A 15,452-nucleotide genomic window follows, 5' to 3' on the forward strand; every position below is an offset into this window, starting at 1 on the left:
CCCCGTCCCCGCGGGGCCCGGCGGCTGGGCGGTGTTTGCCTGGGGGGCTTCACACAACCCATGTTTGCCCGGACCTATCTTCATAATCGGGCCCCCCCCCGACACCTGAAGTGGCGGTGAGGCGTCGGCCGGGGTGGGCTTTCGCAACACGCCCCGGAGCAGGTGCGAGGCAGGCGTCGGCCGGGGGCGCCCTTCGTGTGGCTGGAGCGTGCCGGTGGCGAGGTGTGCGATCGCCGACCCCTTCAATCGCCACTCACGACCGACTCGCGAGCAGGGTGTGCAGGGCGGGCAGGAGCACGCGGTCGGCGGGCAGCCAGTCGAGATCGTCGAGGTCGCCCGGGGAGATCCACCGGACGTCCTTGTGCTCCACCGCCCGCGGCTCGTCCCCCGCGCTGACCAGCGAAGCGGCGTAGATCCGCAGCACCTTCCCCTTCGGCAGCGGGACGTCTTCGCCGACCCGGCTCTCGACCGTCACGGCGACGTCCAGCTCCTCCAGGCATTCACGCGCCAAAGCGGCCTCGTCGCTTTCGCCGTCTTCGACCCGCCCGCCCGGCAGCTCCCATTGCCCGGCGTGGTCGGCGGGCCAAGCTCGCTGCTGCGCCAGCATCTGTCCGTTCCGCACGATGGCGGCACCCACGATCACCACGCGGACACCCTAGCCAGACCAATCAGCCACACCGATCAGCCAGGCCGGGCCGCCTGCCAGACGATCTGGAAGCGCGCTCCGCCATCGGGTGATTCGCCGACGCGGACCCTGCCCCCGCGCCGCCGGACGGCCTCCGCGACCATCGCCAAGCCCAGCCCGGTGCCACCGGAGGACCGCGCCCGCGAGTCGGAAACACGGTAGAAGCGGTCGAAGACCCGCTCCCGGTGCTCCGGTGCGATACCCGGCCCGTCGTCGTCGACCACCACCCGCACGGAGGACCGCGACGCGAGCACCGACACCACGATCTCGCCGCGCGCGTACCGGCAGGCGTTGCGCAGCAGATTGCTCAGCACCAGCTCGACCTCGGCGTGGGTCGCCAGCGCCCATGCCGTCCCGACGGTGCCGGTCACCCGGACATCCGGCGCGTCGGCGGGCATCCGCGCGACCGCGGCACGCACCTCGCTCACCAGCTCGACTGGTTCCGCCGGCGGGACCTCCCCTGCGTCCGACCTCGCCAGCGCGAGCAGCCCGTCGAGCAGCGCGGAAAGCCGTTCCGCCTCCTCCAGGATGTCGGAAAGCGTCTCCTGGGAGAGCTCGGGATCGGGGTTGGCGACGGCGACCTCGGCCTGGACGCGGATCGACGCGACCGGCGAGCGGAGCTCGTGCGCGGCGTCACCGGTGAACCGCCGGAGCCGACCGGCGCCCTCCTCCTGCCGCGCCAGCAGGGCGTTGAACTCCTCGGCCAGCGCGCGGAGTTCGTCGTGCGAATCCGGCAACGGCAGCCGCGCGCCCGGCGGGAGCGCCCGCACCGAACCGCGCATCCGCGCCACAGGCCGCAGTGCGAACCGCACCAGCAGCCACGTCGCGATCCCGGCGCCCACCGCGCCGACCGACGCGACCACGAACAGCCACAGCCCACCGGAGTGCACGGCGGTGGCGAAGCCGACCAGACCGGCTCCGGCGGCGACCAGCCGCTGCTGCCCGTCGGGGGCGGTGATCACGGTGCCGACCCAGCGCCAGCTGTGCTCACCACCGGTCGTGACCGGTTCACCCGCCTTCAGCGCGCGGACGTCCGCGGGGCCGAGGTTCGCGGCGGGCAGGCCGTCGACCGGGCCGCCGCCGGTGTCGAGGACGCGGACGGTGACCGCCGAGGCCGTCGGCGTCCGCCCGGCGGAGACGTCGGCCTTCGCGATCTCCAGCTGGGTGCCCAGTTCGTCGTCGACCGAGCCGATGAGCAGCGGCTGGAGGTTGTCCCCGGCGACCGCCGCGAGCCCGAGCAGGAAACCGAGCGTGACTGCGGCCGCAAGGAGGGTTATCCGGACCTGGAGCGATCGGCGGCGCCACCAAGACGGCGAGCCGATCACCCCTGTCCCGCCGGGGCGATCACTTCGTCGAGCTGGGCGTCCGAGGCCAGGTAGCCGTGCCCGCGCACGGTCCGGACCAGCGCGCCGGCCCCGACGGCGTCAAGTTTGCGGCGCACGTAGCCGACGTAGACCTCGACGACGTTGCGGGTCGCGGCCTGCTCGTCACCCCAGACAGCGCGCAACAGTTCGTCCTTGGTGACCACCGTCCCCGCGCGACCCGCCAGCACCTCCAGCAGCGCGAACTCGCGAGGACTGAACGACACGTCGATACCGTCGTAGCGGACCTGCCGCAGGCTCCGGTCGACTTCGAGCGCGCCGATCCGCAGCGGTCCGCGGATCGCGTCCGGCGACGTCCGCCGCAGCACCGCACGCACCTGCGCGACCAGGACGACGAACGAGAACGGCTTCACGAGGTAGCCGTCGGCGCCGAGGTCGAGGCCGTCCGCCTGGTCGACCTCGCCGTCCTTCGCGGAGATCATCAGCACCGGCGTGGTGACGCCGAGCGCCCGCAGCCGTTCGAGCACGCGGTAGCCGGAAAGACCCGGAAGCATGATGTCGAGCAGGACGACGTCGAAGGAGCCCGTCTGCGCGAGCCGCAGGCCGCTGGGCCCGTCGGCCGCCGCGACCACGTCCATGTCCTCGGCGCGCAGCCCCCGCTGCAACGCCTTGCGGACGCCGGGCTCGTCGTCGACCACCAGTACTCGAGGTTTCACGTCCTTCATCATTCACGCTTTCACCAGCTCACGCGCGAGCTCTCAGCGCCATCTCAGCTCGGGCGGCGGAGTCTGAGTGGTATCTCAGCGTTTCCGGGGAAGCGTTGTCGCCAAGACCCGAGCACACTGGGGTTCGGGGAAACAGGGAGAGACAGCATGGATCCGAAGAGGAAGGCCATCACCGCGGCGGTGGTGGGGACGGCGCTCGGTGTCGGCGGCCTCGCCGTCGTGGCGATGCCCGCCAGCGCGGGTGACGCCCCGGTGCTGCCGCAGATCAGCGCCGAAGAGCTGGTGCAGTCGACGCTCAACGCGAAGCCGTCGGCGTTCGACGGGAAGGTCAAGGTCAACAACGACCTCGGCCTGCCGCAGATCGGCAACACGCTGCCCGGCGCGTCGGCGCTCAGCATCGACTCGGCGCAGATCTCGACCGACGGTGCGGGCAAGAGCAAGGTGTCGCTCACCGAGGGCTCCAGCCAGCAGACCATCGTCCAGAACGGCCAGACCGTCTGGGAGTACAACTCCAAGGACAACTCCGCGACCAAGGTGACCATCCCGGACGGGCTGGCCAAGGAGCACCAGGGCAAGGTCGAGGGCAAGGCCGTCGACCCGGCCACGGTGGCCTCGGAACTGCTCGGCAAGGTGCGGGAGAGCAGCACGATCGCCGTCGACGGGACGTCCTCGGTGGCGAACCGTTCGGCCTACGAGCTGGTGCTGACCCCGAAGCCGACCGAGCGGACGCTCCTGCGCGAGATCCGGGTCGCGATCGACGAGCAGACCCGGATGCCGCTGCGGCTGACCGTGCTGGCCAACGGCACCGCTTCCCCGGCGCTGGAGGTCTCGTTCAGCGAGATCAACTTCGCGAACCAGCCCGCGTCGAACTTCGAGTTCACCCCGCCGAAGGGCGCGAAGGTGACCGAGAAGGCCGTCGAGGTCGACCCGAAGAGCCGTGAACTCGCCGAGCAGGCGAAGTCCGACATCAAGGTCGTCGGCGACGGCTGGGACACCGCGATCACCGGCAAGATCCCGGCCGACGCGCTGGCCAAGGCCGGTTCCGCCAAGGGCGAGGACGGCCGCCAGGTCGACCCGAAGGCGCTGCTTTCGCGGTTCGCCAAGCCGGTCAGCGGTGCCTGGGGCAGCGGCTGGCTGGTGACCACCAAGGTCGGCAGCGGCGTGCTGACCGACGACGGCCGCTACGCCGTCGGCGCGGTGCCGGAGCAGGTTCTCTTCGAGGCTTTGGCCGCGAAGTGACCACCACGTTCGAAGCCGGGACGGACGCCTCGCGAGAGGCGTCCGCTCCGGCGGTACCCATGGCGGCCCGCACCAGGGGCCTGCGCAAGGTCTACGGCCGCACGGTGGCCGTGGACCACGTCGACCTCGACGTTCCCGAAGGCGCCGTGCTGGGGATGCTCGGCCCCAACGGTTCGGGCAAGACGACGACCATCCGGATGCTGCTCGGCCTCGTGCGGCCCACCGAGGGCGAGGTCGAACTCTTCGGCAAGCGGATGCCCGACGAGGCGGCGCACGCGCTGCCCGACGTCGGAGCGCTGGTCGAAGGTCCGGGCTTCCACCCTTTTCTCTCCGGGCGGGAAAACCTGATGCGCGTGGCGGCGGCCGAACCGAGGCTGGCGTCGGCCGGGATCCCGGGCGCGGTCGACGCGGCGCTTGAGCGTGTCGGCCTGACCGACGCCTCCACCCGGCGCTACAAGGGGTACTCGCTGGGCATGAAGCAGCGGATGGGGCTGGCGAGCGCGCTGCTCGTGCCGCGGCGGATGGTCGTGCTCGACGAGCCGACGAACGGCCTCGATCCGGCCGGTACCAGGGAGATCCGCCGGATCATCGGTGAACTGCACGCCGACGGCGTCACCGTGCTGGTGTCGTCGCATCTGCTGGCCGAGGTCGAGGCGACCTGCACCCACGTCGCGGTGCTCCAGTCGGGGAACGTGATCGCCCAGGGCGAGCTCACGGAACTGCTGGAGTCGGGGAACGCGGCGCTGCTGGTGCGGACGCCCGATGCCGAACTCGCGGTGGAAACGTTGCGGGAGAACAGGATCGGCAGCAGGCTCACGCCGGACGGCGTCCGCGTGGACCTCACCGCGGCCGAAGCTCCCGACGTGCTGCGCCATCTGGTGACGGCCGGGGTGGCCGTACACGAGGCGGCGAGAGCCCGGACTGGCCTGGAAGACCTGTTCGCCCGGCTGACCCAGCCGGAGTCCACTGTAGACGGTGAGGGGGAGTCGTGACCCACGCTCTGGCCGCGGCACCCGCGGCACGGACCGGGCGGGACAGCGTCGGCCTGCTCCGGTTGTATCGCGCCGAACTGCGCTGGATCTTCCGGCGGCCTCGCACGCTGGCCGTGCTGGGGCTGCTCGCGCTGATCCCGATCGTGATCGGGGTCGCGCTGACGCTGGTCGACCCCGCGGAAGCGAACGGCGGTGGCGGCGGCGGGGACGGCGCGCTGCTCGCGTCCGCGATGAACAACGGCTTCATCCTGCCTGTCGCGGCCCTGACCATGACGCTGGCGCTGCTCCTGCCGCTCGCTTCGGCGATGGCCGGAGCGGACGCGATCGCCGGCGAGGCGGCGCACGGAACGCTGCGAGGCTGGCTGATCGCCCCTGTCGGCCGAGGCAGGCTGCTCGCGATCAAGGCGTTCGGCGTCGCGACGGTTTCGGTGCTCGCGGTACTGGCCATGACGTTCACCGGTTTCGTGACCGGGCTGATCATCAGCGGCACCGACTCGATGTTCACCCTCACCGGCTCGACGCTGAGCGTCTGGGACGCGCTGGGCAGGCTCCTGGTCGTGGCCCTGTGGATCACGCTGCAGTTGTGGGCGGTCGGCGCGGTCGCGCTCGCGATCTCGTCGTTCACCGAGCATCCGATGCTGGTGGTGGCCTCGGTGCTGGCCGGGACGATCGTGTTCACCATTCTCGGCTTCCTGGACGCGGTCTCGTGGCTGCATCCGTTCCTCCTCAACAAGGACTGGGCTCAGGCGCCGGCCTCGGTGCTGATGGATCCGCTGGACACGACGCTGCTCGGCGAGGGCGCGCTGCGCGCCGCCTGCTACATCGTCATCGGGCTCTCGATCGCCTACTCGCGCCTCACCACGCGCGACGGCTGACCCCGCGTTTCGTCCTCTGAATGCGGTACTTGCACACCGCAACAACCGCATTCAGAGGACTAATCGCGACAGAAGACCGCCGTCGCCATGGAAACCACCGCCTCGGTCGGCGGATCCTGCTCGTACGGGTTGAGGGATAGGGTCATCGACTTGCCCTTTCCGTCGGTGAAGGCAACGGTGATGTAGCCGATCAGCTGCCCCGTGTGCCCCCACACCGGCTTCGGGCCCTCCGCACAGGGGATCGCGAACTCCTGCAGTCCCAGGCCATAGCGGAACAACGGAACCGCCTCCCGCATCCGCCGCATCTCCGCGAGGCTGTTCCGGCTCGTCAGCCTTCCGTCGAGCAGGGCGGTGACGAACGTGGTCAGGTCTCGCGTGGTGGAGATCATCTCGCCGGCCGCCCAGTCCAGCGACGGGTCCATGTCGGTGGCGTCGACGATCCCTGTCGCGGGCAACGGTTCGTAGCCGCGGGAGTGCGGGGCGGGCAGCGAGGGGCGGTGACCCGGCACGCTGGTGTGCGCGAGGTTGAGCGGCCGCAGGATCCGTCGCTCCACCTCCTTGCCGTACGGGCGCCCGGCCAGCTTCTCGACCAACAGGCCGGCCACGATGTAGTTGGTGTTCGAGTAGTGCCAGGACTCGCCTGGGTTCTCGAAGTCAGGACCCTTCGCGAACGCCACCTTGAGCAGTTGCGAAGGCGTGTAGTCGTCGAAGCGAGCATCGGCTCGCCAACGATTGGTCGAGTAGCCCGGTTCACTCATGTAGTCGTGCAGGCCGCTGGTGTGCTGCAGCACGTGCCGGACGGTGATGCGCTCGCCGTCGGGCACGACACCAGGCAGGTGCCGCTCGATCGGATCGTCGAGTGTCAGCCGTCCCTCGTCGGCCAGCTGCAGGAGCACCGTGGCCGCGAAGGTCTTGGTGATGCTGCCGATCCGGAAGTGGCCGTCGGCGGCGGCCGCTTTCCCCGATGGCAGGTCCCGCACGCCCACCGCGTCCGACCACTGACCGGTGCCGGTCCGGACGTGGATCAGCCCTGCGGTGATGGCGCGGCTGTCGGCGAGGGCGGCCAGCCTGTCGTGCAGCTCGGCGGCCGGGATGTCCGGCGGGGGCGGTGCGGCGGCCGGACTGACGGCGAGGATGGCGGCCAAGATCGTCTTCAGGAGCATGTCGACGACGTTATGGGAGCCGAGACCGGCTGCCCCTGAGGTTGTCAGGCCAACCAACCTGCGGAAAACCACAGGGTTTCAGGCGGCTTACGAAACGCGGTCAGTCGCGAAGGAGGGCGACGCCGTCCGGGTCCAGAGCGAGCCGCACGGTGTCACCAGGGCGCAGATCGGCCGTGACCGGCGCGACGGCGTCCACAGTGGACAAGTCGCCGCCGGGCGCGACCACGAGCCGGACGTGCTCCCGCCGGTGCACCACCGCCGTCACCTCACCCTCGACGCCGTCCGCGGAAACCCGCAGACCGTGCGGCCGCAGCCCCAGCCGCACCGCTCCGTCCTCGACGTCGGGCAGCGCGACCTCGCCGAGCGGCGTCCGCACCACACCGCCGGACGCCTCACCGTCGACGAACGTGGTCACGCCGAGGAACCGCGCCACGTCCTCGTCCACCGGCTGCCGCCAGACGCGGCGCACCGCGCCCTCCTGCCGGATCTCGCCGTCGTCGAGGACGGCGACCCGGTCGGCGAGCGTGAACGCTTCCTCCTGATCGTGCGTGACCAGCAGCGCGGTGATCTTGCTGCGCCGCAACAGGGCCGCGAGGTCGATCGCCAGCTGCTCCCGCAGTCCGGCGTCCAAACCGGACAGTGGTTCGTCCAGCAGCAGCAACCGCGGTTCCGGCGCCAGCGCACGGGCCAGCGCCACCCGCTGCGCCTGCCCGCCGGACAGTTCGGTCACCCGCCGCCGCTCGTAACCGCTCAGCCCGACCAACTCCAGCAGCGCCCGGACCCGCTCCGCGTGCTCGGCGCGCGGGACGTCGTGCATCCGCAGGCCGAACGCGATGTTCGAGGCGACGTCCTTGTGCGGGAACAGCTGCCCGTCCTGGAACACCAGCCCGAATTCCCGCCGGTGCACCGGGACTCCGGAGAGGTCTTCACCGTCCCAACGCACGGTGCCCGACGTCAGCGGCTCCAGCCCGGTGATGGCCCGCAGCAGCGTCGACTTCCCCGAACCGGACGGGCCGAGCAGCGCCAGCACCTCACCGTCGGCGATGTCCAGCCGGGCGTCCTTCACGGCCGCGAAAGATCCATAGTGGACGGTCAGATCCCGTACCGACAGCGACACTAGAACTCCCCTACCGAATTCTGCCCGCGGACCGCGCCGAACCGGTCGATCAGCACCACCGCCACCACGGTCACGATCATGAGCAGCGCGCAGGCCGCGTAGGCCATCTGATTGTTCAGCTCCCCCGGCCGCGAGATCAGCGTCGCGACGGCGACCGGCAGCGTCGGCGCGTCCGGCCTGGCCAGGAAGCTCGTCGCGCCGAACTCGCCGAGCGCGACCACGTAACCGAAACCGGCGGCCGCGACCAGCGAACGCGCCGTCAGCGGGAGGTCGATCTCCCGCCACACCCGACCGGGGCTCGCACCGAGGGTCGACGCGGCCTGCCGCAGCCGGACGTCGACCGACCGCAGGACCGGCAGCACCATCCGCACGATCAGCGGGATGATCACCAGCGCCTGTGCGAGCGGCACCAGCAGCGGCGACGTCCGCAGGTCACCAGGCAGCGCGTCGAGCGTGACGAGATAGCCGAAACCGACGGTCACCGCGGACACCCCCAGCGGCAGCATCAGCGCGGCGTCCATCGTCTCGCCCATCCCCCGCGCCAGCCTGCCCGGCGTGCGGCGCAACGCGACCAGCACGACCGAGGCCAGCACCCCGATGATCATCGCGAGCATCGTGGCGTCGAACGCCGTCCGCAGCGACATCGACGCCGCGTCCCAGCCCGAAACCTGCAGCGCGCCACGGGATCCCTGACCGGCTAGCGCTTCGTACCCGGCGAGGCTCCAACCATCCGAAGTGGACACGGATTCGACGAGCAGCGCCACGATCGGCGTCATCAGGAGCGCGATCACCGCGAGCCCGGCGAAGACGGCCCACCACTCGCCACCCCGCGGCCGCCGCGCGGTCTCGCTCCCCGAACGCAGCCGGACCGCGTTCTCGCGGCGCCGCCTCGCCAGCGCGCCGACGACGAGCGCGGCGACGACGGCGGCGAACTGCACCAGGGACAGCGCGGCCGCTCCGGAGAGGTCGAGCAGTTCGACCGTGCGCAGGTAGATCTCGGTCTCCAGGGTGCGGTACTTCGCCCCGCCGAGAATGAGCACGACCCCGAAACTGGTGGCACAGAACAGGAACACCACCGCGGCCGAGGACGCGACGGCCGGCGCGAGCGCGGGCAGCGTCACCGAACGGAAGGCACGCCACGGTGACGCGCCGAGCGCCCGCGCCGCGTCCACGGTGCGCGGGTCCAGATGGCTCCACAGCCCGGAAACCGTGCGTGCGACGACGGCGATGTTGAAGAAGGCGTTGGCCAGCACCAAGGGCAGCAGTCCGCCGTCGGGCCAGAGCGCGCGGAACGCCAGGCCGACCACGACGGTCGGCAGCACGAACGGCACCAGCACGAGCGTCCGGACCAGCGAGACACCCGGCAGCTTCACTCGCGCGAGCAGGAACGCGACCGGCAGTCCCGCGAGCACCGCGACGATCGTCGAAACCCCGGCGCTCGCGACGGTGAATCCGGCGAGCTTCCAGGTCAGCGGGTCACCGATGGCGGTGCCGACGCCGCCGTCCCCGAAGCCACGGCCGACGATCGCCGCGACCGGCCAGGCGAAGAACACCACGAGGAAACCGAGCGGCAGCACGGCGAGTGCGGCCAGCCCGGCACCACGAAGGGTCAGACTGGGGGCAACTAGCCTTCTAACAGCGTGCGCCACTGGGCGATCCACTGCTCGCGCCCGGCCTGGATCTTGGCCGGTTCGAGCGTTTTCGGCTGCTGCGGCAGCGGCGCGGCCTGCGCCCAGCCCTGCGGGAGCTCGACGCCCTGACGGGCCGGGTACACGTACATGTTGCTCGCCACGGTCACCTGGAACTGCTGGGACAGCAGGAAGTCCACGACCTTGCGGGCCTTTTCGGTCTGTTTGCCGCCCGCGAGCACACCCGCGTACTCGACCTGGCGGTAGCAGGTGTCCAGCAGTGCCTTCGTCCGCGGCTTGCCGTCGTCACCGATCTCGGCGGCGGGCGAAGACGCGTAGGACACGGCGATCGGACGCGGGCCCTTGCCCGAGGAACCCGAGAATTCCTTGGTGTAGGCCTCTTCCCAGCCGCTGACCGTCTTGAGACCGTTGGCCTTCAGCTGCGTCCAGTACGCCTGCCAGCCCTGCTCGCCGAACTGGGCGACGGTGCCGAGCAGGAACGCCAGCCCCGGCGACGACGTCGCGGGGCTTTCGGCGACCATCAGGTCCTTGTACTTGGCGTCGGCCAGATCCGCGAACGACTTCGGCTCCGGGATTCCCTTTTCCGCGAAGTACCGGCTGTCGATGTTGACACAGACGTCGCCGAGGTCGACGGCGGAGAGCCGGTGCTCGGGGTCGACGGAGTAGCGCTGGGGCCCGCGATCGGCCTCCGGGCTGGTGTACTGCTCGAAAACGCCCTCGGTGAGCGCGCGGGAGGCGAACGTCGAGTCGACGCCGTACGCGACGTCCCCGATCGGGTTCGCCTTGGTCAGCACCAGCTTGTTGGTCAGCGCGCCCGCGTCACCCTGCTTGAGCACGGAGATCTTGATCCCGGACTGCCGCTCGAACGCGTCGAGGACCTCCTGGGGGGCGAGCCACGAGTCGTGTGTCACGAGAGTGACCGTCGCCGGCGCCTGCGGGTCGTTCCCCGTGTTCCCGGAGAGCGAGCAGCCCGCGACGAGGGCGGCCACCGTGCCAGCCGCAACGACCGTGCGGAGGGCGCGTTTCATCTAGCCTCCTGCGTTCTTCAAGGGGGGACCCGTGGCAAACGTGCAGCGTAGCCGACGGCGTACCACCATGGAGTCATGGCGGAAATCTTGAACGACAAGCAGGCCGACGAGGCCGTGACCAAGCTCTCCGGCTGGACGCGTGACGGCGTCACGATCGAGCGAACGGCGAAGCTCCCGAGCTTCCCGAAAGCCATCGAAGCGGTGGACAAGGTGGCCGAACTGGCGGAGGCGGCCGACCACCATCCCGACATCGACATCCGCTGGCGGACGGTGACGTTCCGGCTCAGCACGCACTCCGCCGGAGGGCTGACGGAGAAGGACTTTGCGCTTGCGTCGCAGATCGACGGGGTACTCGACGACATGTGACGTCCGCGACGACCGCGCCACGACACCGCTTCTCGGACGTCTACCCGGTACGACCGACGAGAAAAGGACGAGTGATGACGCAGGCGATCGTGGTGGGCTTCTCCGCATTCGGCGCGATGGTGGCAGCCGCTGCCGGAGTGCTCTGGTACACGGCGCGTGATCGACACCATCAGCACGATCAGTGATCTTCGCCACACCGGCGCCAAGACGGTAACGCGGACCCTGATCAACGCGCTGTTCCCGGCGAACCTATCGCTTCTCTCCCCCGGGGAACCGCCGTGAACAACGCCTCCATCACCGCCGCCCAGCGCGCCTGGGTGACCGCCTTCGCCGCCGCCGTCACGCTGCTGACGATCGTCATGCTCGGCCTTCTCGGCTAGGGCGTGTAGGCCTCGCGGGCGGCGACAAGCTCCGGAAGGTGCTTCGCCGCCCATTCGCGGCATGCCTCCATCGGCTCGAACAACGTGCGGCCGAGCGGGGTGAGCTCGTACTCGACCCGCGGCGGCGTCTCGTCGTACGCCGTCCGCGTGATCATGCCGTCGCGCTCCAGAGCCCTGAGGGTCTCCGTGAGGACCTTCGACGTGACGCCCCTCAGCGGCACCCTCAGTTCGGTGAACCGGCGCGGCCCCTCTTCCAGACACAGCACGACCAGGCCCGCCCACTTGTCGCCGATCCGGAACGGCGTCAGATTCGACGGGCACTCTGGCGCGAACATGTCGGGACTCAACGGCTTCACCCGTTCGAAGTTACCCTCGCCCACGCGGCCAGTTCGACCGCGGCTTCCGCGTACCTGCGCGAACCGACGGACATCGCGATCACCAGGTCGTACGCGTCGTCTTCCGGCGCGTCGAGGTCGTGACCGTTGAGCCCGTAGAAGACGAACGTCGCCATCCAGGCCAGGCGCTTGTTGCCGTCGATGAGCGCGTGGTTGCGCGCCAGCGACTCGAGCAGCACCGCCGCCTTCTCGTGCAGCGTCGGATAAGCGTCCCGGCCCATCAACGAAGCCTGCGGCCGGTGCGCGGCGGAGTCGAGCAGCCCGAGATCACGGATCTTGGGCACCCGGAGGTCTTCCGCGAGCGCCAGGAGGTCTTCGACGGTGAGATACTCGATCACTGGGCGAGGCGGTCGAGCAGTGCGGCGTAGCGCTCCCTGCCGTCCCTGGACAGCGCGCGGACACGGTCGTCACGGACGCGGCGCGCGGCGGCCTCGGTGATGGCGCGAACGGTGGCTTCGTGCTTGCTCACGCCATCGGCCTCCGCAAGCAGGGCAAGAGCGCGCTCCTGCTCGTCGTTCAACCTCAAGGTCATGGCCATGAGGGTTATGATACCACTCTGGTATCAGACTCACGGGGCGTATTTTCCCCGCGTGAGCATCGAGACTCTGGAGAAGGCCGAATACCGGGATGTCTGGAGCCGCTTCTACACGGAGTTCGCCTTCCGGCCGAGCACGAACCGATTCGAATGGCCGGGGATCGCCGAACCCGCGGGATCGGCGACCTGGAGCCTGACCGCCCTCGACGAAGATCCTGGATACCTGCTGCTGGACCGGATGGTTTCCGTGATCCAGCGGGGCCTGGCCTCGTGCGCCGACGAGTTGTACGCACTCGACTGGCAGCACGAGTCGTACCGGTTCTCGCCCACCGTGAAGGACTGGCCGCTCAGTCCGTTTCCGGACGGCGACTACTACCTGTACCTGACGCCCGACTTCCGGCTCGGCACGTTCGGGCATCCGTGGGAGTACACGATCTGCGTATTCGGCGACGCGCTGATGAAGGCGATTTCGGCGGAGCTCACCGAGGTCCTCGGCGAACCTGTACGCAGGTCCGCGTAGACCCGATTGCCGCTTCCGGGCCGACGCTCTTCCCGGCTTCGACGAGGACTCTTCAGTGGTCATCCGCCCCAGCGAGGAGTTCCGCCATGAACCGTTCCACCGCAGCCGTCGCCAACGCCTTCTTTCTTTTCGTCGGCGTCGCCGGCCTGATCATCCAGATCGTCTCGGGCGTGCCCGGTTTCCCGGACATCCCGCCCGGCCCGTTCATCCTCGGCATCACCGGGATCCTCGTGCTGACGCTGGCCGCCCGGTTCCGCCCGATCCTCTTCCTCGGCATCGTCGCGCCGGTGTTCATCTTCGTCGGAGCGCTGCTCGAAGGCTCCTTCTGGGGACGGCTCGCCGACGTCGGCGACTTCGGGCCGTTCATCGGGACCGTGCTGCTGATCGGCGGGTTGATCGGGGCCATCGCCTGCGGCGGCGTCGCCGTGTCCCAGGCCTACCGCCGGACGACCGTGGGCTGAAACGGAAAAAGGGGACGATCGGAGGTTGTTCCGGCGGCCTTGCGACTCTTAGCTACTCGAACGAGATTCTCCGAGAAGTGAGGGGTGTTCCATGGCAGGTCTGCGCAGACGTGAGGTGCTCGCGGGCGCGGTGGCACTGGCGGGCGCGGCGACGATCGGGCTGAACCCCGGCACCGCCGCCGCGGCCACGCAACAGCGTCCGGGCGCGCAGTTCCCGCCGTCGCTGGACTTCGGCGACTACCCGGTGATCGCACGGGTCCGGTCGCGGCGGGCGCTGGAGCACCTGCGGGTGCTCAGCGACAAGATCGGCCCCCGGATCGCCGGCACCGAAGGCGAACTGCGCGCCAAGGACTACATCGCGAAGGTGCTTCGCGACTTGCGCTACCAGGTCACGCTGCAGCCGTTCCCGATCGCCGACAAGTTCCTGGGCGGCCTGTCGGTCGGACGCGACAGCTGGCAGACCGGCTCGTCGCCGCAGGGCGCGCAGGACGTCACGCGCGAGGCCGTCGTCGTCGACGCCGGGGACGGGAACACGCTTCCGGACGACCTGACCGGCAAGATCGTGCTGATCGCGGCCGTGACGAACAAGGCCGACGCGTACCTGACGGCCGCGCAGCGCGGAGCGGTCGCCGTGCTGATCGGCCGGATCGGCGCCGACCCGGCGCGCAAACTGTCCGCCTTCTCCCCGACGCTCGCCACCCCGGTCACCGTCCCGGTGCTCGGCCTGGCCCAGGTCCAGGTGGAACGCCTGCGCGAACGGCTCGCCAAGGGCTCGGTCAAGGTGAAGGCGACGGCCACGCACCACAAGAACCTGACGTCGTACAACGTCCTCGCCGAGCGGCCGGCCACCTTCCCCGGCAAGGACGACGGCGTGGTCATGGTGACCGCGCACTACGACAGCGTCCCCGGCTCCCCCGGCGCCAACGACGACGGCAGCGGCACCGTGCTGTGCCTGGAGCTGGCGCGCGTCCTGCGGTACCTGCCGACGAACAAGACGCTGCGGTTCGCGCTGTGGGGCTCGGAGGAGTACGGGCTGATCGGTTCGCGGCACTACGTGTCGAACCTGACCGACCCGGAGGCGAAGCGGATCGCGGGCTGCTTCCAGAACGACATGGTCGCCACCAGCTGGGACCCGGCGGTCACCTACTGGCTGCTTTCGGTGGACGGCGCCGACAACGCCACGACCGCGGCCGTGAACGCCGCGGCCAAGCGACTCGGCTACGACCCGCGGGTCAAGGGTCCGGTCGCGCGTGGCTCGAGCGACCACGTGCCGTTCTTCGAGCGCGGCATCGCTTCGGGCAACTTCAGCTGGCGTGGCGAGAGCGGCCCGGCACTGCTGGAGCCGACTTATCACACGCCGGAAGACACCATCAAGGACAACGTTTCCCTTGAGCGGCTTCAGGTCTCGCTGGAGCTGATCGGTTCGGCGGCTTACAGCCTGCTGCGGAAGTAGCGGTGCTCGTGAGTGATTTGGGTCGTTCGAGAGACAGGTCGGTCTAACGACCCAAATCACTCACGACAGCCTTGGCGCAGGGCTGGCGCGGTGAGGTTTCACCCGCCTTGCCAGTTCGCCGGTGATCATCACCCAATATCAAATCCTGCCCACGCGACAGCAGGCTTTCGACACCCTGACGTGCCCGCGTCGCCGCCTTAGGATGCCTCGCCAAGGCGCCCAAAAGCCAGCCCAGACGATTGGACACTCACTCAGGCTAAATCATCGAGCGAGAAGGCTGTGCCATCGAGATGGCCACCGCCTACAGCCTGGGCCACACCCACCTACACCCGTAAAAACCCTAGCCAACTCCGACGAAGCACAAGGCATCGACGGGAACATGGTCACGCAAGGGCACCGCAGCCATTGCCGACACTTTACCGATCCAACAAACCTGCTCCGGACACAAGAATCGCGTTCGCCGCCAACATCTGGGGCGCTTGGACTTATCGGAGCGCCCAGCAACCACGACCACCGCGGAGCCACTCCTTCTCGCCGCACAAACATG

At 69.6% G+C, this 15,452-nt stretch carries 17 protein-coding genes; 7 read left to right on the forward strand and 10 right to left on the reverse strand.

Annotation, left to right across the window (positions count from 1 at the left end):
* Positions 1-253 precede the first annotated feature (253 nt).
* Genes ACZ6YV_RS08490 through ACZ6YV_RS08500 form a run of 3 tightly spaced genes read right to left on the reverse strand, consistent with a single transcriptional unit; the run spans position 254 to position 2,735 of the window.
* Positions 254-646 carry a (deoxy)nucleoside triphosphate pyrophosphohydrolase gene (locus tag ACZ6YV_RS08490; protein WP_465509001.1) on the reverse strand — a complete coding sequence of 131 codons (393 nt, stop codon included), beginning with the start codon at positions 644-646 and terminating at the stop codon, positions 254-256.
* A gap of 35 nt (positions 647-681) precedes the next feature.
* Positions 682-2,010 (reverse strand): ATP-binding protein, encoded by a 1,329-nt coding sequence (locus tag ACZ6YV_RS08495; protein WP_465509002.1) that lies wholly within the window; start codon positions 2,008-2,010, stop codon positions 682-684.
* Positions 2,007-2,735, reverse strand: coding sequence for a response regulator transcription factor (locus ACZ6YV_RS08500; RefSeq protein WP_465509003.1), 729 nt, complete (start codon positions 2,733-2,735; stop codon positions 2,007-2,009). The genes ACZ6YV_RS08495 and ACZ6YV_RS08500 overlap by 4 nt, the downstream gene beginning before the upstream one ends.
* A 144-nt stretch (positions 2,736-2,879) precedes the next feature.
* On the opposite strand from ACZ6YV_RS08500, the gene ACZ6YV_RS08505 reads away from it, so the two are divergent.
* From ACZ6YV_RS08505 to ACZ6YV_RS08515, 3 genes are read left to right on the forward strand one after another with little or no spacing between them, the layout of a single operon-like run.
* Entirely contained in the window at positions 2,880-3,971 is a 1,092-nt protein-coding gene (locus tag ACZ6YV_RS08505) for a LolA family protein (protein ID WP_465509004.1), read from the forward strand.
* Positions 3,968-4,963 carry an ABC transporter ATP-binding protein gene (locus tag ACZ6YV_RS08510; protein ID WP_465509005.1) on the forward strand — a complete coding sequence of 332 codons (996 nt, stop codon included), beginning with the start codon at positions 3,968-3,970 and terminating at the stop codon, positions 4,961-4,963. Before ACZ6YV_RS08505 ends, ACZ6YV_RS08510 begins: the two co-directional genes overlap by 4 nt.
* Positions 4,960-5,838, forward strand: a complete 879-nt coding sequence (locus ACZ6YV_RS08515) for an ABC transporter permease (RefSeq protein ID WP_465509006.1) — start codon at positions 4,960-4,962, stop codon at positions 5,836-5,838. The genes ACZ6YV_RS08510 and ACZ6YV_RS08515 overlap by 4 nt, the downstream gene beginning before the upstream one ends.
* Before the next feature lie 59 nt (positions 5,839-5,897).
* On the opposite strand, the gene ACZ6YV_RS08520 is transcribed toward ACZ6YV_RS08515, so the two are convergent.
* The 4 genes from ACZ6YV_RS08520 to ACZ6YV_RS08535 all read right to left on the reverse strand — a co-directional run bounded on the left by ACZ6YV_RS08520 (position 5,898) and on the right by ACZ6YV_RS08535 (position 10,795).
* Entirely contained in the window at positions 5,898-7,001 is a 1,104-nt protein-coding gene (locus tag ACZ6YV_RS08520) for a serine hydrolase domain-containing protein (RefSeq protein ID WP_465509007.1), read from the reverse strand.
* Positions 7,002-7,101: 100 nt separating this feature from the next.
* Positions 7,102-8,118 carry an ABC transporter ATP-binding protein gene (locus ACZ6YV_RS08525; RefSeq protein ID WP_465509008.1) on the reverse strand — a complete coding sequence of 339 codons (1,017 nt, stop codon included), beginning with the start codon at positions 8,116-8,118 and terminating at the stop codon, positions 7,102-7,104.
* On the reverse strand, positions 8,118-9,695 hold the full coding sequence (locus ACZ6YV_RS08530) for an ABC transporter permease (RefSeq protein ID WP_465509296.1): 1,578 nt from the start codon (positions 9,693-9,695) through the stop codon (positions 8,118-8,120). Before ACZ6YV_RS08530 ends, ACZ6YV_RS08525 begins: the two co-directional genes overlap by 1 nt.
* A 47-nt stretch (positions 9,696-9,742) precedes the next feature.
* Positions 9,743-10,795: a thiamine ABC transporter substrate-binding protein gene (locus tag ACZ6YV_RS08535; RefSeq protein ID WP_378239825.1), complete on the reverse strand. Its 1,053-nt coding sequence runs from the start codon at positions 10,793-10,795 to the stop codon at positions 9,743-9,745.
* A 75-nt stretch (positions 10,796-10,870) separates the two neighbouring features.
* On the opposite strand from ACZ6YV_RS08535, the gene ACZ6YV_RS08540 reads away from it, so the two are divergent.
* Positions 10,871-11,161: a 4a-hydroxytetrahydrobiopterin dehydratase gene (locus ACZ6YV_RS08540; RefSeq protein WP_465509009.1), complete on the forward strand. Its 291-nt coding sequence runs from the start codon at positions 10,871-10,873 to the stop codon at positions 11,159-11,161.
* 376 nt (positions 11,162-11,537) lie between these two features.
* On the opposite strand, the gene ACZ6YV_RS08545 is transcribed toward ACZ6YV_RS08540, so the two are convergent.
* Genes ACZ6YV_RS08545 through ACZ6YV_RS08555 form a run of 3 tightly spaced genes read right to left on the reverse strand, consistent with a single transcriptional unit; the run spans position 11,538 to position 12,474 of the window.
* Positions 11,538-11,876, reverse strand: coding sequence for a winged helix-turn-helix transcriptional regulator (locus tag ACZ6YV_RS08545; RefSeq protein WP_465509010.1), 339 nt, complete (start codon positions 11,874-11,876; stop codon positions 11,538-11,540).
* Positions 11,877-11,893: 17 nt separating this feature from the next.
* The gene (locus ACZ6YV_RS08550; protein WP_465509011.1) at positions 11,894-12,274 is read right to left on the reverse strand and encodes a type II toxin-antitoxin system death-on-curing family toxin; all 381 of its coding nucleotides are present in this window, start codon (positions 12,272-12,274) and stop codon (positions 11,894-11,896) included.
* Positions 12,271-12,474 (reverse strand): CopG family transcriptional regulator, encoded by a 204-nt coding sequence (locus tag ACZ6YV_RS08555; protein WP_465509012.1) that lies wholly within the window; start codon positions 12,472-12,474, stop codon positions 12,271-12,273. The genes ACZ6YV_RS08550 and ACZ6YV_RS08555 overlap by 4 nt, the downstream gene beginning before the upstream one ends.
* Before the next feature lie 52 nt (positions 12,475-12,526).
* On the opposite strand from ACZ6YV_RS08555, the gene ACZ6YV_RS08560 reads away from it, so the two are divergent.
* The 3 genes from ACZ6YV_RS08560 to ACZ6YV_RS08570 all read left to right on the forward strand — a co-directional run bounded on the left by ACZ6YV_RS08560 (position 12,527) and on the right by ACZ6YV_RS08570 (position 14,905).
* Positions 12,527-12,991, forward strand: coding sequence for a DUF2716 domain-containing protein (locus tag ACZ6YV_RS08560; protein WP_465509013.1), 465 nt, complete (start codon positions 12,527-12,529; stop codon positions 12,989-12,991).
* Positions 12,992-13,077: 86 nt separating this feature from the next.
* Positions 13,078-13,452, forward strand: coding sequence for a hypothetical protein (locus ACZ6YV_RS08565; protein WP_465509014.1), 375 nt, complete (start codon positions 13,078-13,080; stop codon positions 13,450-13,452).
* Between the two features lie 91 nt (positions 13,453-13,543).
* A complete protein-coding gene (locus ACZ6YV_RS08570) occupies positions 13,544-14,905 on the forward strand; it encodes a M20/M25/M40 family metallo-hydrolase (RefSeq protein ID WP_465509015.1) in 1,362 nt (453 codons plus the stop codon).
* Positions 14,906-15,452: the final 547 nt, after the last annotated feature.

The sequence above is a fragment of the Amycolatopsis sp. NPDC102522 genome (assembly GCF_055584485.1).

Excerpts from the sequence above, each read along its gene's own strand:
- ACZ6YV_RS08500 (WP_465509003.1), bottom strand. The coding sequence starts at position 2,735 with ATGATGAAGGACGTGAAACCTCGAGTACTGGTGGTCGACGACGAGCCC.
- ACZ6YV_RS08505 (WP_465509004.1), top strand. The coding sequence starts at position 2,880 with ATGGATCCGAAGAGGAAGGCCATCACCGCGGCGGTGGTGGGGACGGCG.
- ACZ6YV_RS08520 (WP_465509007.1), bottom strand. The coding sequence starts at position 7,001 with ATGCTCCTGAAGACGATCTTGGCCGCCATCCTCGCCGTCAGTCCGGCC.
- ACZ6YV_RS08535 (WP_378239825.1), bottom strand. The coding sequence starts at position 10,795 with ATGAAACGCGCCCTCCGCACGGTCGTTGCGGCTGGCACGGTGGCCGCC.
- ACZ6YV_RS08540 (WP_465509009.1), top strand. The coding sequence starts at position 10,871 with ATGGCGGAAATCTTGAACGACAAGCAGGCCGACGAGGCCGTGACCAAG.
- ACZ6YV_RS08545 (WP_465509010.1), bottom strand. The coding sequence starts at position 11,876 with ATGTTCGCGCCAGAGTGCCCGTCGAATCTGACGCCGTTCCGGATCGGC.
- ACZ6YV_RS08555 (WP_465509012.1), bottom strand. The coding sequence starts at position 12,474 with ATGGCCATGACCTTGAGGTTGAACGACGAGCAGGAGCGCGCTCTTGCC.
- ACZ6YV_RS08565 (WP_465509014.1), top strand. The coding sequence starts at position 13,078 with ATGAACCGTTCCACCGCAGCCGTCGCCAACGCCTTCTTTCTTTTCGTC.
- ACZ6YV_RS08570 (WP_465509015.1), top strand. The coding sequence starts at position 13,544 with ATGGCAGGTCTGCGCAGACGTGAGGTGCTCGCGGGCGCGGTGGCACTG.